A 19,200-nucleotide genomic window follows, 5' to 3' on the forward strand; every position below is an offset into this window, starting at 1 on the left:
TGTGTCGACTCGCCAAGTTCGTACGACAGTTGCCCACCTCACGGGACCTCCCCAGCGGCTGCCTGAGCTCGTGCAATCTCGGCATGGTGTGAGGCTTCGGCAGGGGCGTCCACATGCTCCAGTCGATTCCAGCGGTCGCTGTCGTATCCGTCGCGATAGTTCCACCAGCTTGCGGTGGTCCACAGCCGGTTCCATTCACGGAGCATGGTGGACCGCTCCTCCTGGCCAAGCCCGCCCCGGTCGAGGAGTGCGAGCATCAGTCCTGCCGAGTCGCAGACCAAGATTTCCAGGGAACGCAACGCGCAGAACGTGTCCCCGGTCTCGCCAGCCGCATCCTGGACTGGCCGAATCTGGGAGTAGATGAACGCCTCCAGCGCGAGGACGTCATCGCGGATGATGTCGTCCACATAGCGCAGGCTGCGGAGCGGCTCAGTGCTCACTGGGCGGACTCTCCCTCGATTCGACGATGACTTGACAACGAGACCCGCATATTAGCCTCGCGCTTTCACGAGGTGGGCTGTCCGACTGGTGATCGCGAAAGCAGAAAGTGCCTCTGACCAGCGAGAATGAGGATTGCTGAGGTCCTTGTTCCCGCCCCTGTCGGAGGCACTTTCCAGGTGAAGCAGCCTATCGGGTCCTATCCCCATGTCCGTGTCCGGGATGACGGCCGAGCCGTGGTCTCGCAGGCCGGTTCGGTCCTGCTGGTCGAAACGGTCCGCAAGATCGGCCTCGACCAGGCGATATCCGCAGCCCTGACCCCGTGGCGGAGACCGCGAGCCGTCCACGACCCCGGCAAGATGCTCGTGGACCTCGCACTGGCGGTCGCACTCGGCGGGGACTGCCTCGCCGACATTGCACTGCTGCGGTCCGAGCCGGCCGTGTTCGGGCCAGTCGCCTCCGACCCGACGGTCTCCCGCCTGATCGGCACCCTCGCCGCTTCGGGCGAGAAGGCGCTGACGGCGATCCGCACCGCACGTTCCGAAGTACGCAGGCGGGTCTGGGAACTGGCCGACGACCGTGCTCCGGACGTCGGCGCTCAGGTGACCGTGGACCTGGACGGGGTCCTGGTCGTCGCGCACTCGGACAAGCAGGACGCAGCCCCGACCTGGAAGAAGACCTACGGCCACCACCCGCTCATGGGCTTCGTCGACCACGGCCCGGGAGGAACCGGCGAACCTGTCGCGGCCCTCCTTCGGCCCGGCAACGCGGGCTCGAACACGGCCGCCGACCACATCACCGCCGCTCGCCTCGCCCTCGCTCAACTGCCCAAGAAGTACCGACGGGGACGGCGGACGCTGATCCGCTGTGATTCCGCGGGCGGCACCCACGAGTTCGTGGCCTGGCTCGCCCAGCGCGGACGCTGGCTGTCCTACTCGGTCGGCATGGTGATCACCGAGGCCATCCACGAGCACGTCCTGAAGATCCCGGCATCGGCCTGGACACCCGCGGTCGAGTCGCACGGCGAGATCCGTGACGGGGCCTGGGTCGCCGAACTCACCGGCGACCTGCTCGACGGCTGGCCGCAGGGCATTCGGTTGATCGTCCGCAAAGAACGGCCCCATCCCGGAGCCCAGTTGAGGATCACGGACGCTGACGGCATGCGGATCACCTGCTTCGCCACCAACACACTCAACCGGCCCATCGCCCAACTCGAACTCCGCCACCGGCTGCGGGCCCGCGCGGAGGACCGCATCCGGGCCGCGCGTGCCACCGGACTGCGGAACCTGCCCCTGCACACCACCGCGCAGAACGGCATCTGGTTGGAGATCGTCCAGATCGCCCTCGACCTGCTGGCCTGGATGCCCATGCTCGCCCTGACCGGCCGGGCGAGGCTCTGGGAACCGCGTCGCCTGCGGTTTCCGCCTGTTCTCCGCAGCCGGCCAGCTCGTCACCACCGGTCGGCGCAGGATTCTCCGCCTCGCCCGGCACTGGCCCTGGGCCGGTGAGATCACCGCCGCACTTGAACGGCTCGCGCTCCTGCCCGACCCCGGCTGACCAGCAACCGACCGTCCCTGCGACAGCATCACCCGCCCGGGGCAGTGGAACCTGGCGCCCACCCGACGCGACAGCCGGGCCACCAACCTGCCCGGCATCAGCTTCCGGAAAGCAAAAGGGTCCACCGACTCCGTCGGTGGACCCTCAAGAAAGATCGAGGTTAGAGGCGTCCCGCGCCGACTGGTGCCCGATAACCTGAAGACCGGCGTCGACAAGCCCGACCTCTACGACCCGAAAATCAACAAGGCGTATGCCGAACTTGCCACCCACTACGGAGCGTTGGTGGACCCGGCGAGGGCATCGAAGCCCAAGGACAAGCCCAGGGTGGAGCGGCCCATGCCCTATGTCCGCGACTCGTTCTGGCGCGGGCGGGAGTTCACCTCGATCGAGCACATGCAGACCGAAGCGATCACCTGGGCCCAGCAGGTCGCCGGACGCCGGCAGTGCCGGCCGCTGGGCGGCGCGGCCCCGATGGCCGTGTTCGGCGCGGTCGAGGCCGCCGCCCTGCTGCCGCTGCCACCCACCCCGTTCACCCTGGCCCGCTGGTCGACGGCCACCGTCGGCCCTGACATCAAGGTCGGCCGCACCGCACGAGAGGCGGCGAGCGCATGACGTCGCCCGGCGGTACGCCCGTATCGCGAGGCGGTTCGTGCGCGTGGAACCACGGCGCCGGGCACGGGCGTTCGTGCTCGGGCTGTTGTCGGGCCTGCCGCGCAAGAACGACGCACCCACGACGCGGCCCACCGACTCGACTGGTCCCACTGGCGACGACGCCACCAGGCCCGATCCTAAGCCAGCCACTATCAGCGGCAAGCCACCCACGCATGAAGATCGCGATCTACAGCTGGAGTAAAAAAGCCCTCCCTCGGCACATGGCGGACCGAGTTTCTGCACATTCTCGCGACCGAAACCCTGTTGCGGGAACCGATTCTGCCGGGCGGCGTGGCGTCATCGTCCTTCACCAGCAGAGGGCGGCAGCCACCAATCCGACGCCCGGAACTGCTCCGGAGAAATAACGCAATTACCCATCTACTACGTTGGTGAGCCCTTCCAGTCTACGACTGGAAGGGCTCACCGAGTCACTCGACTGGATCAAATCCAGCTATAGCAGGAGGCGGGAGTGACACCAGGCGGCTATCGGCCAGCCGTCCTCGTTTCACTCTTTCCAGTCACTTCCACCTATTCGAAAATGTAGATAGGCGAAGATAATTGCCGCCACCTCTAGAGCAGGTGTGGCGTAGAGCATGCCTTGACCGATCGCATCGGCGTGACGCCAAGGAAGCGACATGCACACCCATCCGAGAATCCAGAAGAATATCCCGGACAACCCAAGACAGAGCGACCATTTACCCGCAGGAGAGGTTCGCAGCGAGGTAACCCTCCGCTTTCTGCCAGGGTGATTTGACCTACTGATGCGTGACATACGGGGGAATCGATACATAAGCCTTCACTGTCTTTGTGCCCCTTTTTGGATACCACTCGAGCGTCTTATTGAGCCACTGCCTGTACACCTCACCTGTAGCATAGATGGCAGTAGCCAGGAGCAGAGCTGGACCGGATGCGGCTGCAGCCGCATATTCGATCCAGGCCGCTATCGCAGTTATCCCGAAGTTACCAATTTTCATGCGATCCGTGAGCCACTTTGTTCTCTTTCTACTCAGCTTCAGGGTGCAACTGACATAGCCACAGGAAAGCTTAGTCTTGTTGTACTTTTTGATCGCTTTTCGACCGTCGAGATCGTATTTGTTCACCGGATCCGAGGGATAGCCGTAAGTATTCGCGTTGCCCCCCATCGCAGGGTCGACACTGAGGAATCGCCCGGTAGTGGAGTCGTACAGCCGGACTCCCATGAGGGTCAGCCCATTGAGGGTGCGAGTCGACCTCTGGTAGGTGCCGAGTGGGCCGTACTGGGTCGCGGAGGTGCCGTCGCTCTTGTTGCCGTACTCGTCGTAGTGCTGGACCGTGCTCGCCACGGTGGTGTCGAGCGGTTGCTGGACCATGATGTCGCCGTGGATGTTGGCGAAGTGGAGGACGATGGAGCCACTGGCCGCTGTAGTGGCGGTCAGCCCACCCTCATGTCCGTGATGTTGCGGCTGACCGTGTCGCCGGTCTTGCTCCAGGTCGGACGGTCAGTTGCGTCACCATAGTGGCTGGTGGTGGTGCCATCAGTGCTCCACGTGCCATCGGTTGCCTGGGTCTGGGCGGTCTGGACAGCGAGGCGTCCAGTGGCGTCCAGGGTCCAGGTGTTACGGCTGGTGCCGACGGTCTCCGAGGCCACCAAGTCGTTGGTGTGGTAGGTCAGAGCCGATTCACCGTTGGAGGTGGTGCGGCCGAACGCGTCGTAGGCATAGCCGGAGTTCGCCAGGCGGTCGGCGCTGTCGTAGGTGTACGACGTGATGGCCGTGGTGGTGTCGTTGGTGCTGCTGTCGCAGTCGTCCGAGCTGGTCTTCAGCGCGGTGCGGTTGCTGTTGGCGTCGAGGGTGTAGGCGCGGGTGACGCAGCCGGTCGTGGTGGTGTCGGCTGCCTGGGTGAGGCGGCCTGAATTGTCGTAGGTGTATTCGGACTGGGTGTGGAGCCGTCTGTCTGCGTGTGGCCCGTCTGACGGCCGGTTATCGCATACCCGGCGCTATCGGAAGCCACCGTAACGCCGTCCGAGTCCGTGTATTCGCGGCCGGTCTCCTTGCCGGTCGGGTCGGTCGTGACGGTGAGTGTGTAGTCACCCGGCAGCGTTTCGGAGGTCAGCGCGCCGTCCGCGTCGTAGGAGGCGGTGAACGTGCTGGCGACCGAGTCGGTCAGGGTCTTGAGGTTGCCCGCTGTGCCGTAGGTGTAGGTCACCGTGGACGGGGCCGAGTCGGTGGTCTTCACCGGCCGGTTCAGGAGGTCGTAGGCCGTGGTGCTGGTGTTGCCCGCACCGTCGTCGTACGAGATCGGGCGTCCGAGGGTGTCGTATCCGTAGGTGATCGTCTGGCTGTTCGAGGACTGTGTGGCCACCTTGCCGTTGTCCGTGTTGTAGGTGACGGTGGTGGCCGGTGTGGCTGTACCGATGCCGCCGGTGATTGCCATCTTGGTGACGCGGCCTGCGGCGTCCACGGTGGTCGTGGTGGTGCGGGTCACGCTGTTCGCTGTCTCGGCCTTGGTGGCGATCTGTCCCCAGCGGTTGTACGTGTAGACCGTGGTGACCAGGCTGGCGGGGTTGCTGCCGCCGCCCGTGCTCGTGGCCGCCGGTGTGGTCCGGCACAGCAGCCCGGCCCAGAGCACGGAGGAGCAGGCGCCTGTGCCATCGGCGCTGTAGTACGTGTACTAGTACTGCAACGGTGTCTACCGTGACTGCTGGCCAGGTTCGTCGTTGTTGTGGTTATGGGTGGGGACCTTGCTGATGTGCGTGTGTGGGCGCGTGAATTGGATGCGGTGCACGGGCGGTTCGTGCACCGGTTCAGCCGGTCGGAGCCGCGGGAGTCGGCGCTGGCCTATATGCGGGGCCTGATCGCTCCGTTGCAGCGCAAGAACGGTTGGACGCTGGCCGAGGAAGCGGGCCATGGCGGGCCGGACCGTATCCAGCGGATGCTGAACCGGATCGAGTGGGACGCCGACGAAGTCCTCGACGACGTGCGCCGCTACGTGGTCGACAACCTCGGTGACCGCGAGGCGGTGCTCATCGTCGACGACACCGGCTTCCTGAAGAAGGGCACCCGCTCGGCAGGAGTGCAGCGGCAGTATTCCGGCACCGCGGGCCGCACGGAAAACTCCCAAATCGGCGTCTTCCTCGCCTACGCCGCCAGCCGGGGACGCACGCTGATCGACCGCCGTTTGTATCTGCCCACGTCCTGGACGGACGACCGGGAACGCTGCCGCCGGGCCGGCATCAGCGACGAGATCGCTTTCGAAACGAAGGTGGCCATGGCCAAGGCGATGGTCCGAAAAGCGATCACGGACCGGATCCCGTTCCGGTGGGTGACCGCGGATGCCGCCTACGGCTACAGCAAGGGCTGGCGCTTCGAACTCGAGCAGGCCGATGTCTTCCACGTCATGGCCACCACCCGGCACGACACCGTCGTCACCCGCTGGTCCATCGACCACCCCGTCCACGACCTGTTTCCCGGACTGCCACGGCAGAAGTGGAAACGCCGCTCCTGCGGTGAAGGAGCCCACGGCCGGCGGATCTACGACTGGGCCCGCGTCGAGGTGAGGCCCTGGCACCGCGAGGACCGCCGGCACTGGGTTCTCGCCCGCCGCAGCGTCAGCCAGCCCGAGGAGATCTCCTACTACATCGCCTACTGCCCCGCCGACACCACGCTGGACGAGCTGATCCGCGTCGCGGGCAGCCGATGGGCGGTGGAGGAGTGCTTCCAGACGGCGAAGCAGGAGTGCGGCCTGGACGACTACCAGGTCCGCCGCTACCCCGGCTGGCACCGCCACATGACCCTCGCCATGGCAGCCCACGCCTGCCTCACCGTCCTGCGAGCCCGCCAGCTGGACACGGAGAAAGCAGAAACGGATCCTCCCAGCTCATCCACCTCAGCCTCGCCGAGATCCGACGCCTGATCACCCGTCTCACCAACCGCCGCCCCACCCCTACCGACCACATCCTCCACTGGTCGACATGGCGCCGCAGACGGCAGTACCAAGCACGGTTGAGTCACTACAAACGACGCGGACACAGCCCTTGAAAACTGCCTAGCATTCAGAACAAGCACCGTTGCAGTACTAGAGCGTGCCGGCGTCCGAGCCTGACGATCCGGCTGTGCGGGTGGTTGCGACGCGGCCGGAGTCGTCGTACGTCGTGGCTGTGGTGCTCTCCTCTCCACCGCTGGTGGACTTCTGCTGTCCGGTGGCCCAGTCGTAGACGGCTGTCGATGTCTGTGTGTCCGCGTCGGTGGCGTATCCCGGTATTGCCGCTCCTGTCACGACCGAGGTCACGAGGCCGGAGACCGCGGCGGAGGTGGGTCGGTCCTCGTCGTAGGAGTACGACGTGTGTTCACGGGCCGGGGTCGCTGTCCCGACGGCAAGCGTGGTCTCGCTGGTGGAGCCGGATAGCTCACCACGAAGGCATCTGGCACCAGAACCTCGCCAGCCGATGCGACGACCTGCGCAATCTGCTGACCTATCTTGATCAGGATGCTGCAGCGTGGGTTGCTGCTTCGTCCCGTATTGACACTGTGCTCGGGCAACGCCCCTGACCCTCCACACCTGCCGAAGGATCGCTGGCAGGTTCGGCGGAAGACGTCCGGCCCGAGCGCCGCCAGCCGCCCCGGGCCCGGGCAGGCCAGGCCGGGCCTGGCATCACGCTGGACGACCGATCACACACCGGCCCCGACGACGCGACGACGCCACTCGCCACCCACGACCGGCCCGAAGCAACTGCCGGCGACCAGCCGCCGCCCTCCTAGAAACGGAAGCCGTCCCGGACCAGCGCAGTGCTGCCTGGATATGCGACGTCGCGTGGCTGAGCCGGTTATGCATCAACTGGCCGTTGTGCTCGACGAACTTCTCGACGTGCCAGGCGAGCGGCGTGGCAGCGGGTACGTCGTCAGAGAGCAGCCCGCGCGCCAGCGGGGCGGGGCCTGGTCACCGTCCGGCCCGGTCACCTGTGCGCCAACCGATGAGGCACTGCGGGCCCCGCCGGAATCCGGCGAGGCCCGCAGACGTCTGCTGCTGTGATCAGGGGGTGAGGTCCAGTACGCGGACCGGCTCGCCCGCCCACCGCTGCGGGGCAGTGGTCGCGATGATTGCGCCGTCGGGACGGTCCGGGGTGGGCTGCGCCGCGTACTGGCTGTGCGCCGCGGCCCAGGTCTCCTGTCGCGCGACGTCCAGGGCGGCGGCCAGGTCCAGATCGAGGACGGTGATGCCGGGAAGGGAGGCGAGGTGTTCGGCCGTGCCGGGCCGGGCGCGGTCGGCTTCGACTAACGCGCATGCCGGGGCGTACAGGAACCAGCCCGATTCGGCGTGGGCGCGGTGGATCAGACGGGAAGCGAGGACGTTGCCCTGGCCGGCTGCGGCCATCGCGGTGTCGTCCAGGACGATGTGCACAGCGTCACTCACCGGCTGGTCACCTGGGCCAGGCGCCGGTCCAGCTCGCTGTCCAGATCCTGCTCCTCGGCAGCGGTCGGCGCATAGCCGTTCCACTCCTTCAACGCGGCCAGAGCCTTCTCCGCCCGCTCGGCACGCTCGCCCGGAGTCAGCAGCGTCTCCGCGAGACGGGCGAGATACGCGCGCAGCGACAGACCCTCAGCGGCAGCTATAGCGGCCAGCCGGTCTTTGGCTTCCTCGGGGATACGGACGTTGGCATCGGACATCGTCGTGCTCCTTCCCATATCCCTCCAGGGTACGGGTACGTACCCGTACCCGCACCTGCTGTGCGACTGATTCCGGTCAAACCCCTGTGGCCGAATCCAGTGCAATGCTGTGAGGGCGGTGGTCCTCCAACCCCCGTGGAGGCCCCCACCTCTGGCCCCGCCCGCGTGCTGACTGCCTGGGCGGGGTCGCGCCCTACGAGCAGGCGATAGCCACCGTTCAGGCCGCATGTGGCGTTCCGTCCAGCCGCCCCGGACGCCTCCTGGCCGGACGCCACGCCCGCGGACCCCCGCCCTGGCCCGCAGGACCTCGCCGACGACGACCTCGCCGACGGCTGGACGACCAGTTGCTGTTTCAGTGGAAGCCCTGCCCGGCCGTTCGCCTTCGGCTTCTGCAGACGGCTTCGGTGCTCTTTGTGCGGATGTGCCCTGATGGGGGGTTAGGCTGCGCGCGGGTAAGGCCGTCGGCGGGGAGGGGCAAGCAGGTCATGAGGCGTCAGCAGTGGTGGGGGCGGTGTCTGGCGGCTGTGGCCGTAATGGCGATGACGGGGTGTACGGCGCTCGAGGACGGCGGGGTCGCTGGCCCGGAAGGAAGCACGGCGTCCGAGTCGGGGGCCGAGGCCGGGCCCGGTGACAGCAAGGCGGGCCCGGATGACGGCACGCTGCCCGGAGTTCCGGACGCGGATACCGCGCGCACGCAGCTGGCCGGGCTGAAGGTGGCCGCACACGGCTCGATGACCGGCTACAGCCGCTCGAAGTTCTCCCACTGGGCGGAGCAGGGCGAGAACTGCAACACCCGCGAGGCGGTGCTCGAGCGCGACGGCACGGATGTACAGCGCGATGAGGAGTGCCGAGCCACCTCCGGAACGTGGGTCAGCGTCTACGACGACGTCACCGTAACGGATGCCTCGAGGCTCGACATCGACCACATGGTGCCCCTGGCCAACGCGTGGCGCTCCGGTGCCAGCACCTGGGACGCGGACAAGGGCAAGGCATTCGCCAACGACCTGACCCATCCGCAGCTGATCGCGGTGACAGCCTCCTCCAACCGGTCCAAGGGCGACCAGGGCCCCGATGAGTGGCAGCCGCCGGCCAAGACCTACTGGTGCACCTACGGGAGAGCCTGGACCGCGGTGAAGACCGCCTACGAGCTGACAGTCACCGAGGCGGAGAAGGACATGCTGGCCGAAATGCTGGACACCTGTACGTCATGACCAGTCCCGACAGCAGGCCCGTGCCCGAGCGGCTCCAGAGCGAGGTGACAGCCGGGCGCGGCGGTGCCATGACCGACGAGGTCGGAGTCATCACCGGCGACCTCACCATCGCCACCAGCCCCCTGCCCGACGGGCGCGCCGACGTCCGGATCCAGTACACGGGCGCGGAGGAGTGGTACACCCTCACCGGCAGCCCCGCCCCCCTGCCGCCGGGCGGGCTGGCCGCGCTCCAAGCGGACGTCGTCCAGCGCGTCCGGCACGGAGGCGCGGCACAGGCCCCGCAGTAGCCGGAACGCGGGAGTCCCGGCAGCCGCGTTCCGCCGTGGGCCTTCAGCAGGCGTAGGTCTTTCCGCTGGCCGCGGTGTGCCAGTTGCAGGAGCTGATGGTGCCGGCGGCGGCGTTGTTGTCGGCGCTGCCGGGCTTCTTCAGCCGCTGGGCCGCGTACCGTACGGCGCCCGCGGCGGCGTGGGCTGGGCCCCGGTTTCAAGGGCATCTGGAGGAAGCCAGCAGCGCTATCCCCGAGCCCTGCGGAACACTGCTGCGGGTTGTGCTGGCTCGCCGGAACCCCCTGTCTACCCGGGGGCTGGCAGCGGGCGCACGAGCGCCCCGGGACCAGTCTCTCCCGTGCGGTCCGCAGCGCGGCGGAGGTCAGGCAAATCCGGAGGCCATGATGCCGCTTACGGCTGTTCACTGGGGCTGGCCCGCCGTGAGGCGGGAGAGGCCGCCGGGCGTGGAGCGGGGTGGTGGGTGATGCCGTAGTCGCGGGCGAAGTGGTTGGCTTCCATCGCTGATCCGGTCATCCGGTGCAGCCAGAACCCGTACGACACCGACTCCGTCTGCTCCTGTGTCAGGTACAGCAGCCACCGCCGCGCCCCGTGATCGCAGCGGGCCGTACGCGCCTGCTCCGCCAGCCCAGCCGCCACCGGCACCCGCAGCTAGCCGGCCAGCCCCAGGAACAGACGCAGCGCCGCCATCTGCGAGGGCAGCAACTTCACCAGCCGCCGTCCCGCATCCGGTACTTCGCCGGCGTTGTGGGGGCGGGGGCGGGAGCTGGCGTAGAGCAGGAGGTCGTGTCCGGCCGGGGACAGGCGGGCCGCCCACAGCACCACGGTGCCCTCCCACGCCGACAGCTCCGCCCGGTCCTCCCTGCCGGCGATCTCCACCAGACCGCGGTCGGCCAGCCCTCGCACCTGCTGCTTCATCGACAGCACGTCCGCGGCCAGCACCCAGCCGTGCACCGACGCCTGCGCCCGCTCATCCAGCGCCCCCAGCGCCGCAAGAACCTGCTCCCCACCCCGCACAACCGCCCCCTCCCGGTGAAGCCGCGCCCGATTGACCCAACGAGGCATCGCGGGCGGAGGAAACGACCACGCCGACGTCCGGCCACGCGCGACGAAACGCCCTGCTGCCGGGCTGGGCCGCGCCGAAGTCGACCGCCAGATGCCGCGGCCGTCCTACCGGGTGAGGGAACGCCTCTCCCATCCGACCAGTAGGACGTCGTTGCGGATGGCTACGGTGCAGAGCGGGCAGCTTCAGGGAAGCCCAGTTCGTCGAGCAGCACGTCGAACAACTCCTCCACAAAGGTCTGTCGAGTGCGCAGCAGTTCCTCAATCCGAGGCTGCTGCGCCGTGGCCTGGACACTGGCTGCTGAAGCCCACATGAGAGCACCTTCGGCGTCGGTCGGTACCTCCGCATCGAGCTCTGCACGCTTATGTCTGACGGCTTCTTCGAACTCCGAGGTGGCCATCCACAGGGTCACGTCGTCCACGTCCTCGGGTTCCTCAACGAGGAGAGCCGCGGCATTGTCCGGATTGAGCCATGTCTGCCAGCGGCGCCCGTAGGCGTCGAGGCCGGTCACGAGGGCGACGCTGCTGTCGGAAACATCGGCGACGCAGGCCGGGGCACCGGACCATTCGACCAAGGTGAACAGGTACTCGTCTTCCCAGACACCTCGATCCAACTGCAGGGTCTGCCAGCCGCCCGGTCTCGGCTCCCACTCATGCACGTCGTCCCTCAGCCCTTTACCGATGCTGCCGAACAGGGGTGCTTCCAACAAGGGGCGCCCGCTGCGCGCAAAGACCAGATGACCGGAAAAGCCCATGGAACCTCCTCGTCGAATGTCAGCGCACCCTACGAGCCGTCACTGACACCACCGACGCCGACCGACTGTCGCTCGGACCGACTGGCTCACCGAATCAGTGGCGGTAGCCGATGAGGGGTGCGGCTATGCCGACGAAGGCCAGGAAGTGCTCGGCCTTTCACTCGTAGCACCGGTGGAGCCTTCGGTAGCCGACCAGCCAGGACACGGTTCTTTGGACCACCCAGCGGTGTCTGCCCAGCCGCTGCGAGGAGTCGACACCCTTGCGGGCAATACGGTGGCGGACGCCTCGCTGACGGGGCCATCGGCGCAGGTGGTGATAGTCGAGCTCGGAGGCAGCCTGCTGTTACTCACTTTCGGGTGACGGCCCGAACCCAGCAGGGTGGCGCACCGTGGCGGAGAGACGCCATGCCCTAACCCCTGCAAGACCTCTCCCGACCTGCGGGCACGTCAACACGGCCATACGTGAGATAAGTGGGCGTTGCATCTGAGAGTCATGGAAATATGGGCAGCAGGTAACAGAGGCCGTGTTCTGCCCGTGGGTGCCCTGTGGTGTGGACAAGGTGGGTGTGCGGCCAGTCGGCCGCCGACGCACATCACACCGGATCCCGGGGCCTGTTCAGGCTTCGGGGGAGGGTGTCCGGATCTTGAGGAGTCTCATGTCCGCTTCCGCTTCTGTCACCGCTCGTAGTCTTGTCGCCGCCGCGCTCGCCGCCGGCGCCGTGGTCTCCATGGTCACGCTGCCGGCATCGGCCGCCGACCACCGCCCTGAGCGGTCGAGGGTGAAGATCTCGGACGTCCAGTACGACTCCCCCGGCTACGACGACCGCTCCAACCGCTCCCTGAACCGCGAGTGGGTGGAAATCACCAACACCGCCCGCCGCAGCGTCAACCTCGACGGCTGGACCCTGAAGGACGAGGACGGCCACACCTACACCTTCGAGGACTACCGCCTGGACGGCCGCACCACCGTCCGCATCCACACCGGACACGGCCGCGACACCGACACCGACCTCTACCAGGACAGCCGCCGCTACGTCTGGGACAACCGCTCCGACACCGCCACCCTCCGCAACGACCGCGGACGCCACATCGACAGCGACTCCTGGGGCCACCACCACAGCGGAGGCGGCCACCACCACTGACCCACCACCACACAAACGACCACCACCCACCCACACCCAAAGCACCTGGACGCGCCCGGCCACCCACGGCCGGGCGCGTCCCCCTGCGAGCCACCGACGGCCACCCCCTCCCGCCTCGCCGGCGGCCGGAAGCTCCAAAGCCCACCCGGTCACCAGCGCGCCGATTGCGGCACCGAGCCCCATCGGCTCGCGCCCGTCGCGCCAAACTTCGCGGAACGGGCGGTGGCTCGCCCCTCCACCGGCGCAGGCCGGGACCACCGGGTCCCGGCCTCGTCGCTGCTCCCAGGCGGCCCCGACCCGTTGCCGAGGGACAGAACGCGCCGCCGACGGAAGCAACGGGACGACGATGTGACTTACCGGCCTTGAGGGTGACCGGCAGACGAATCCGACGCTGTCGCGTTCTCGGCCACTACGGCTCGCACGCCACACCGTCGCCATCCCGGTCCAGGTGCGGCCCATACCCCGGCTCCCCGGCGTACACAGGTGCTGCTCCAGCATCCCGTGCCGCGTCGCAGTTCTCGTAGTACACGTCTGCGGGCGGCGCCGTCGTGGGCTCCATGGGTTCCGGGTCCGTCTCCTGCGGGGGCGGAACAGGGGTAGCCGTCACGGTGGCCGTCTCTGTCACAGCGGGCCGCGAGGGCGGCACGCCAGGCGGGGAGGTCGTCGGCGACGGACTCGATGGCGAGGGCGACCCAGGTGTCTCCTTCGAGGTTGTCGGCGACGGACTCGACGGAGAAGGCGACCGGGGTGTCTCCTTCTCCTCAGCGCCACACGACGCGAGGACCGCACCGAGCACGATGAAGATCACCAGAAGGCCGATGACCACACTGACGATCCGGCCGGGCCACCCCATCGCGGCCCATTTTCTTCTGGCCCGCCATCCAGGCCCTCGAGCCCGCCGCCCGCCAGCACCAGCCATAGCCACCACCGCCGTGCCGAACTAAATGTTGGCCCCCAGTGCATCACGCGCTCCCCCCTGCCGCACTCTGTGGCTCACAGACCCACGGCGTGCCATACGAGCGCCATCACCCATAGAAACCCGCAGGTCATAGCCAATAGACCGCATCTCCTATGCGGTTAGGGGTGTGCCGAGGAGCGTCGGCTACTGGGTGCCATTGCGCGCAATCCAGCCTCGCCGCACACCGGCCGCGCAATCTGCCGCAATCTCCGTACGCCCGGCCGCCATCAGCCGCATTCTGAAGACTCACCCACCGGCACGAGAGGGAGACCGGCCATGGCCCTACAGCTCCGCATGCTCGGCACCACGAGCGACGACGGCAAGTGCCCCACCTTGTACGAGGACGTCGATACCGGCGACATCGTCGTGCAGGGCTACACCGTCACCGATCCCGAGGACGTCGCCCAGCTTCAGAACATCCTCACCGGCGAATCGTTCGTACGTGTCCCGCGCGAGCTGCTCACCCGCTTCGCCCCCAAGGAGTAGAGGCGTGCCGCAGTTCATCGACGACACCACGTTCGGGGCCTACTTCGAGGAGTTCCAGCACACGGCCTGGAGGCTGGAGTCCCGCCGCGGCTACGCCTCCGACCGTGCCGGGGAGAAGTACCGCCGCTACCTCGACACCGGTAAGGTGCCCGACGACTCGCACCGGCCCTGGTGCGTCAACGTCCGGGCGCAGACCGAACAGGGCAAGCGCATCGAGCGCGTACGGATCGTCGACTCGCCACCCACGCAGGAGCAACTGTTCCTGCTCGCCGCCTCCGCGATCAACAACGCCGCGGGCGAGGACATCCGCAACCTGTGGCGTACGGACGCGAACAAGGCCGACCTGCCCACCGAGGACTTCTGGCTGTTCGACTCCCGCCGCGCCCTGCTCCTGCACTTCGATGAAACGGACGGCTACCTCGGCGCCGAACTCATCGAAGACCCGGAACGCGTCGTCCGGTTCTGCCAGATCCGGGATGCCGCCTGGCATCACGCCATCCGGCGCGAGGAGTTCGTGGCGCAGGTAGCTTCGACCGTGTGAGCACCGACTACCAGCAGGCCCGCGAGGGGCTCGGTGCGTGGCTGCGTGAGCTGCGCACCGAGACCGGCCTGAACGGCAAGGACTTCGCCGAGCGCCTCGGCTGGCAGCGCTCCAAAGTCAGCAGGCTGGAAAACGGCAAGCAGACCGCGACCGAGACGGACGTCGAGGCGTGGGCCCGCGCCGCCGAGCGCCCGGACGCCGTCGACGAGTTGAAGCGCCGACTGCGCAGCCTGGAGACGGCGTACCGGAGTTGGAAGCGGCAACTGTCGGCCGGCCACCGCGCCGTGCAGGAGAGCCACGTCCTCCAGGAGGCGCAGGCCGAGACGATCCACTTATTCGAGTCCAGCATCATCCCGGGCATCTTCCAGACCGCCGACTACGCGCGCGGCGTCCTGACCGACGTGTCCGACCGGCTCGGTACGCCCCGCGACGTCGAGGAGGGAGTGCGGGCACGGATGAAGCGCCAGGAAGCCGTGTACGAGCCGGGCCGCCGCTTCCACGTCCTGATGTGGGAGGGCGCCCTGCACGTCGTACGGTGCGCGCCGGAGGCCATGGCCGCGCAGCTCAACCGTCTCAGCGGGTTCATCGGCCTCGACACCGTGACGCTCGGCGTGATCCCGCTCGGTGCGCGAACGCCGTTCTCCCCGAAGCACGGGTTCTGGATCATCGACCAGCGGCTCGTCGTCGCCGATACCTGGAACGCGGAGCTGTGGCTGGACTCCGCGGACGACGTGGCGTTCTACCGCAGAGTGTGGGACCTGATGCGCGAGACCGCGGTCTTTGACCACCAGGCACACAGGCTGATCGCACGGGCTCGAGCCGGTCTCACCCTCTCGTGAGCAATCGGCAGCAATCGCTCTGACTGCGGGCGCAATCCCGAGCAATCGGCGCGCGCACCCGCAATCGCCGCCCCTACGGTCCTGCTCATGACCCCAACACCTGCGACGCCTGACGTCGATCCGGTCACCGCCGTGGAGTCCCTGAGGGCGGCTCCCGACCAGGCCCGAATCATTTTGCCCTCCCTCGCCGTGAAACACACAGCACCCGATCTCCGGCTCGTCAACCTCGGGCGGGTCCGCGCGGACGTGACCATGCGACTGGCACGGACACTTCGGGGACAGGCCCCTGCGGCATGAGCACACAGTGGGCCGCATCGCCTTCGGAGACGATCGCCAAGCTGTACGAGGTCGGCGATTCCTGGCTCGCAGCCTGCTCCGCACACCCGCTCCTTGTACGCCAGGCCTGGGATATGGAGGCGCTCGCACCGATCGCCAGCGGTAGGAACTGGCTCGCCGTCGAGGCCCGTCTCCTCGACACAATGTACGCGGTCAACCGGATCGGAACCGAACGGCTCGGCCCGGTCCTCGCCGACCCCGGCGTCGAGCGGGCCTGGTGGCTGATCGCGCCGGACGCGGCCGAAGACCTCGCCGACATACGACAGGTACGCGTGCGGCCGGAAGGCTGGCCGCTGCACTGCCCGCCGACCGGCTGGTACCAGTGCGGCCGTCTGTGGATCCACCGCCCGGACGGCAGCGGCCAGCTGAACGACCCCACGCTGATCGCCGCCGCGCTCGGCCCCGGAGGCGGACACCGACTTCCCTCGGAGGAACCCCGATGAGGCAGCAGACGACTGACGAACCGCCCGTCGTGCTGACGGATCCGACGCGCCCGCCGCAGCCTGTCCCTGAATGCGATGTGTGCACGGCGCTGGACCGGCAGCGGGCCGCCGCCGAGGGCAGGGGCGACATCAAGGGCGCCACGACCTGCGAGGTCGAAATCCGCCGCCACCCCCATCCCGGCCGGAGCGAAGAGTGAGTGCCTATCAGCCCGGCGAGCTGGCCCAGTGCGATCCATCGTTCCCGCCGACGGACATCCCGCTGGGCGGGAGCCGATCTTCCTCCCCGTGATCAGCGGAGAGCGGGCCCCTTGTCACGGCGGGAGCCGCTCGATGTCGGTTGGTTTGCTTGCACACGCGAACCCATCGATCCGAACCGACGGTCTACGGAACGGGTGTCACTCGACATCCTGAGGTGGATGCAACCAGCACGGTGGCCTGCGCGGTGGCCGGGAACGGCCCGCCTGGGACGAGACCCAGTCCGCCTGCGGATAGGCCTAGTTGTGGTAGCGGATGTAGCCGTCGCCGTCGGGGTCGGATCCGCTCTTGGTGTAGGAGTGGACGTCGGCGCGGCTGCCGGAGGGCTTGTACAGGTAGATGGTGTCGCGGTCGTTGTTCCACAGGAAGTTGCAGTTGTCGCGGTAGACCACGTTGTACTTGTCGGAGGCGCTGCCGTGGCCACCACGCAGCTTCACGTAGTCGCCGGGCTCCAGGTAGTGATTGGCCGTGAACGTGAAGCGGTTGCCGGTGGCGTCCTTGACGACGTAGCCCTTGAGGTTGACGGTCGCCGTGGACGAGTAGTTCTTGACCGTCAGGTACTCGGCGGCCGTGTTGCCGGTGGAGCAGCTGTTAGAGTCCCGGCCGGGTGCGTCGTACTGCACCCCGCGGACCTTGAGCGCCGAGCTGTACTCGGCGGCCTGAGCCGACACGGCGGGGACCAGCGCGGCAACAGTGCCCGCGGTGACGGCTACGGCCAGGATGGAACGCTTACGCAAGATGGTCCTCCACGGTGGAACGAACGGTGCTGCATGTGGAGGACTGAAGGGAGCCTTCGACAGTTGCACGTCAGAGGAACTGTCACCCATTCGAGTGGCAGCTGCCGCGATGCATGGGTGCTCGACTGTCTGACTCCTGATGACCGGATCGGTCCGCTGCCAGACCCGATGCGGCCTGTCGCCGCTCCGCCCGCGTGGCTCAGGCTTGGGGACATGACCCGAGCACTGATCGTCATCGATGTCCAGGAGTCCTTCCGCGCCCGTCCGCTCTGGGAAACCACTTCCGACCTGAAGATCACCGACCAGGTCAACCGCCTGGTCCGGCTCTCCCGTCAGGCCGGGGATCTGGTGGTGTGGGTATTGCACTCCGAGCCCGGCACCGGCGATGTCTTCGACCCGGTCCTCGGCCATGTTCGGCTGATGGAGGAGCTGGAGCGAGCGGATGGGGAGCCGCTGATCCACAAGACCTCGCACAACGCCTTCACCACCACCAACCTGCAGCAACTCCTCACCGAGCGCGGTATCCGTGAGCTCACGGTCTGCGGTATCCGAACCGAGCAGTGCGTGGAGACCAGCACTCGCGTCGCCAGCGACCTCGGCTACCAGGTCACTTTTGTCATTGACGCGACCGCGACCAATCCCATCCCGCACCGCGATGCTCCCGCCGACCAGAGCGTCGCCGAGTTGCTGGCCGACCCGCGCACGCTGCCTGCCCAAGAGGTCATCAGGCGCACCGAGTACGCCCTCGCGGGACGCTTCGCCACCATCGCGACGGTCGACCAGATGGAGGCCGCAGCAGGACTTCCGGCATGATGACCAAATCGTGAGCCACGTCGCTTTCTTCCTGGTGCCCGGAGTCCACTTGCTGGACCTGGCCGGCCCCGCGCAGGTCTTCTCCACGGCCGCCGACTTCGGGCACCCCTACACGCTCTCTTACGTCGCCGAGCAGCCACAGGTCTCCACAGCACAGGGACTGCCCCTGATGGCCGGACTGCACTGGCCCGAGCTCGGGCCCGAGGATCTCATCGTGGTGCCCGGCTGGCGGACACTCCCCCTGGCCGACACCCCAGCCATCGCCCCCGCCGCCCTGCAGGTCCTCCGGGACCACCACGCCAGGGGCGGGACGGTGGCCAGTGTCTGCGCCGGAGCCGAGGCGCTCGGCCAGGCCGGCCTGCTGGACGGCCGCCACTGCACCACCCACCACGACGTGCAGGACGAACTGGCCCTGCGCCACCCCAGGGCAATGGTCGTCCGCGACGTACTGTTCACCGCCGACGACCGGGTGATCACCTCGGCCGGCATCGCCAGCGGCATCGATCTGGCCCTACACCTGGTCGCGACCCGGCACGGCCCGGCCGTGGCCGCCCAGGTTGCCCGGGACATGGTCGTCTACGCTCGCCGCAACGGCCATGAACCCCAGTCCAGCGCGATGCTCCGGCACCGCTCCCACCTCGACGACACCGTGCTCCGCACCCAGGACCTCATCGACGCCCGCTTCGACCAACCACTCCCCCTACCCACCCTGGCCTCGGCCGCTGGCGTGAGCGAACGCACCCTCACCCGCCTCTTCACGCGCGCCACCGGGCTCACCCCACTGCGCTACCAGCAGACCCTCCGCCTCGAACGCGTCCAACACTTCATCAGCCACGGCGCGACAATCGACGCCACCGCCCGCTCAGTCGGATTCACGGACCCACGCATGCTGCGCCGCCTCCGCGCCCGCACGGCCTGACTGCGCCAGGTAACCCACCGCCCCTGGGGGGCGGGATGGGGGGAAGGTGCGCGGGCGGCCAGGCTGCACCAGCGGACCCTCGACGAACCGCATCCGCGTCCTGGGCCCGGACCACCCCCAGACCCTGAACA

The 19,200-nt window shown here is 67.8% G+C and carries 23 protein-coding genes and 3 pseudogenes; 13 read left to right on the forward strand and 13 right to left on the reverse strand.

From position 1 onward, the window contains the following. Positions 1-38 precede the first annotated feature (38 nt). Positions 39-407 (reverse strand): hypothetical protein, encoded by a 369-nt coding sequence (locus tag STRBO_RS40955; RefSeq protein WP_158698344.1) that lies wholly within the window; start codon positions 405-407, stop codon positions 39-41. A 210-nt stretch (positions 408-617) separates the two neighbouring features. On the opposite strand from STRBO_RS40955, the pseudogene STRBO_RS40555 reads away from it, so the two are divergent. Beyond that, a pseudogene (locus STRBO_RS40555) lies at positions 618-1,995 on the forward strand (IS1380 family transposase). 165 nt (positions 1,996-2,160) lie between these two features. Next, a pseudogene (locus tag STRBO_RS0125250) lies at positions 2,161-2,580 on the forward strand (IS21 family transposase); the annotation flags it as partial. An 821-nt stretch (positions 2,581-3,401) separates the two neighbouring features. Here the strand turns inward: STRBO_RS0125250 and STRBO_RS45015 are convergent. The 3 genes from STRBO_RS45015 to STRBO_RS45025 all read right to left on the reverse strand — a co-directional run bounded on the left by STRBO_RS45015 (position 3,402) and on the right by STRBO_RS45025 (position 5,253). Beyond that, positions 3,402-3,995: an RHS repeat-associated core domain-containing protein gene (locus STRBO_RS45015; RefSeq protein ID WP_237547392.1), complete on the reverse strand. Its 594-nt coding sequence runs from the start codon at positions 3,993-3,995 to the stop codon at positions 3,402-3,404. Positions 3,996-4,057: 62 nt separating this feature from the next. Continuing rightward, the gene (locus STRBO_RS45020; protein ID WP_020115021.1) at positions 4,058-4,273 is read right to left on the reverse strand and encodes a hypothetical protein; all 216 of its coding nucleotides are present in this window, start codon (positions 4,271-4,273) and stop codon (positions 4,058-4,060) included. A 170-nt stretch (positions 4,274-4,443) separates the two neighbouring features. After that, the gene (locus STRBO_RS45025) at positions 4,444-5,253 is read right to left on the reverse strand and encodes a hypothetical protein (protein ID WP_005477362.1); all 810 of its coding nucleotides are present in this window, start codon (positions 5,251-5,253) and stop codon (positions 4,444-4,446) included. 99 nt (positions 5,254-5,352) lie between these two features. On the opposite strand from STRBO_RS45025, the gene STRBO_RS0125265 reads away from it, so the two are divergent. Next, positions 5,353-6,537, forward strand: coding sequence for an IS701 family transposase (locus STRBO_RS0125265; protein WP_051085321.1), 1,185 nt, complete (start codon positions 5,353-5,355; stop codon positions 6,535-6,537). Between the two features lie 162 nt (positions 6,538-6,699). On the opposite strand, the gene STRBO_RS43515 is transcribed toward STRBO_RS0125265, so the two are convergent. The 3 genes from STRBO_RS43515 to STRBO_RS0125275 form a co-directional block, all read right to left on the reverse strand. Then, positions 6,700-6,900 carry a hypothetical protein gene (locus STRBO_RS43515; protein WP_158690958.1) on the reverse strand — a complete coding sequence of 67 codons (201 nt, stop codon included), beginning with the start codon at positions 6,898-6,900 and terminating at the stop codon, positions 6,700-6,702. Between the two features lie 753 nt (positions 6,901-7,653). After that, positions 7,654-8,034, reverse strand: coding sequence for a PIN domain-containing protein (locus tag STRBO_RS0125270; RefSeq protein WP_020665611.1), 381 nt, complete (start codon positions 8,032-8,034; stop codon positions 7,654-7,656). Continuing rightward, positions 8,031-8,288, reverse strand: a complete 258-nt coding sequence (locus tag STRBO_RS0125275) for a hypothetical protein (protein WP_020115022.1) — start codon at positions 8,286-8,288, stop codon at positions 8,031-8,033. The genes STRBO_RS0125270 and STRBO_RS0125275 overlap by 4 nt, the downstream gene beginning before the upstream one ends. Positions 8,289-8,821: 533 nt before the next feature. On the opposite strand from STRBO_RS0125275, the gene STRBO_RS0125280 reads away from it, so the two are divergent. Continuing rightward, positions 8,822-9,499, forward strand: a complete 678-nt coding sequence (locus tag STRBO_RS0125280; RefSeq protein WP_005477369.1) for an HNH endonuclease family protein — start codon at positions 8,822-8,824, stop codon at positions 9,497-9,499. Further along, a complete protein-coding gene (locus STRBO_RS0125285) occupies positions 9,496-9,786 on the forward strand; it encodes a hypothetical protein (RefSeq protein WP_005477370.1) in 291 nt (96 codons plus the stop codon). The genes STRBO_RS0125280 and STRBO_RS0125285 overlap by 4 nt, the downstream gene beginning before the upstream one ends. Before the next feature lie 390 nt (positions 9,787-10,176). Here the strand turns inward: STRBO_RS0125285 and STRBO_RS45715 are convergent, their stop codons facing one another. From STRBO_RS45715 to STRBO_RS43060, 4 genes and pseudogenes are all read right to left on the reverse strand, one after another. Further along, the gene (locus STRBO_RS45715; RefSeq protein ID WP_020115023.1) at positions 10,177-10,422 is read right to left on the reverse strand and encodes a DUF6417 family protein; all 246 of its coding nucleotides are present in this window, start codon (positions 10,420-10,422) and stop codon (positions 10,177-10,179) included. A gap of 12 nt (positions 10,423-10,434) precedes the next feature. After that, positions 10,435-10,800 (reverse strand): DUF6417 family protein, encoded by a 366-nt coding sequence (locus tag STRBO_RS45720; protein WP_063744655.1) that lies wholly within the window; start codon positions 10,798-10,800, stop codon positions 10,435-10,437. Positions 10,801-11,009: 209 nt separating this feature from the next. Continuing rightward, the gene (locus tag STRBO_RS0125300; RefSeq protein WP_020115025.1) at positions 11,010-11,600 is read right to left on the reverse strand and encodes a hypothetical protein; all 591 of its coding nucleotides are present in this window, start codon (positions 11,598-11,600) and stop codon (positions 11,010-11,012) included. Between the two features lie 160 nt (positions 11,601-11,760). Beyond that, positions 11,761-11,922, reverse strand: a pseudogene (locus STRBO_RS43060) (IS5/IS1182 family transposase); the annotation flags it as partial. Between the two features lie 334 nt (positions 11,923-12,256). Here STRBO_RS43060 and STRBO_RS0125305 point away from each other — a divergent pair. Beyond that, the gene (locus tag STRBO_RS0125305; protein ID WP_005477379.1) at positions 12,257-12,742 is read left to right on the forward strand and encodes a lamin tail domain-containing protein; all 486 of its coding nucleotides are present in this window, start codon (positions 12,257-12,259) and stop codon (positions 12,740-12,742) included. Positions 12,743-13,151: 409 nt separating this feature from the next. On the opposite strand, the gene STRBO_RS46040 is transcribed toward STRBO_RS0125305, so the two are convergent. Then, positions 13,152-13,661 carry an excalibur calcium-binding domain-containing protein gene (locus tag STRBO_RS46040; protein WP_401612564.1) on the reverse strand — a complete coding sequence of 170 codons (510 nt, stop codon included), beginning with the start codon at positions 13,659-13,661 and terminating at the stop codon, positions 13,152-13,154. 315 nt (positions 13,662-13,976) lie between these two features. On the opposite strand from STRBO_RS46040, the gene STRBO_RS0125310 reads away from it, so the two are divergent. From STRBO_RS0125310 to STRBO_RS0125330, 5 genes are all read left to right on the forward strand, one after another. Further along, positions 13,977-14,186, forward strand: coding sequence for a hypothetical protein (locus STRBO_RS0125310; protein ID WP_020115026.1), 210 nt, complete (start codon positions 13,977-13,979; stop codon positions 14,184-14,186). A 4-nt stretch (positions 14,187-14,190) separates the two neighbouring features. Further along, the gene (locus STRBO_RS0125315; RefSeq protein WP_005477383.1) at positions 14,191-14,727 is read left to right on the forward strand and encodes a DUF6879 family protein; all 537 of its coding nucleotides are present in this window, start codon (positions 14,191-14,193) and stop codon (positions 14,725-14,727) included. After that, positions 14,724-15,566, forward strand: a complete 843-nt coding sequence (locus STRBO_RS0125320) for a helix-turn-helix domain-containing protein (protein ID WP_005477384.1) — start codon at positions 14,724-14,726, stop codon at positions 15,564-15,566. The genes STRBO_RS0125315 and STRBO_RS0125320 overlap by 4 nt, the downstream gene beginning before the upstream one ends. A gap of 293 nt (positions 15,567-15,859) precedes the next feature. Beyond that, a complete protein-coding gene (locus STRBO_RS0125325; RefSeq protein ID WP_020115027.1) occupies positions 15,860-16,345 on the forward strand; it encodes a hypothetical protein in 486 nt (161 codons plus the stop codon). Continuing rightward, positions 16,342-16,542, forward strand: coding sequence for a hypothetical protein (locus STRBO_RS0125330; RefSeq protein ID WP_005477387.1), 201 nt, complete (start codon positions 16,342-16,344; stop codon positions 16,540-16,542). Before STRBO_RS0125325 ends, STRBO_RS0125330 begins: the two co-directional genes overlap by 4 nt. Before the next feature lie 297 nt (positions 16,543-16,839). Here STRBO_RS0125330 and STRBO_RS0125335 read toward each other — a convergent pair whose 3' ends face one another. Further along, entirely contained in the window at positions 16,840-17,337 is a 498-nt protein-coding gene (locus STRBO_RS0125335; RefSeq protein WP_005477392.1) for a lamin tail domain-containing protein, read from the reverse strand. 213 nt (positions 17,338-17,550) lie between these two features. Here STRBO_RS0125335 and STRBO_RS0125340 point away from each other — a divergent pair, with 213 nt between their 5' ends. Further along, complete coding sequence (locus STRBO_RS0125340) at positions 17,551-18,150, forward strand: isochorismatase family protein (RefSeq protein ID WP_005477397.1); 600 nt, start codon at positions 17,551-17,553, stop codon at positions 18,148-18,150. A gap of 10 nt (positions 18,151-18,160) precedes the next feature. Beyond that, a complete protein-coding gene (locus STRBO_RS0125345) occupies positions 18,161-19,069 on the forward strand; it encodes a GlxA family transcriptional regulator (protein WP_020115029.1) in 909 nt (302 codons plus the stop codon). Positions 19,070-19,200: the final 131 nt, after the last annotated feature.

Source organism: Streptomyces bottropensis ATCC 25435 (assembly GCF_000383595.1).
Classification (GTDB): domain Bacteria; phylum Actinomycetota; class Actinomycetes; order Streptomycetales; family Streptomycetaceae; genus Streptomyces; species Streptomyces bottropensis.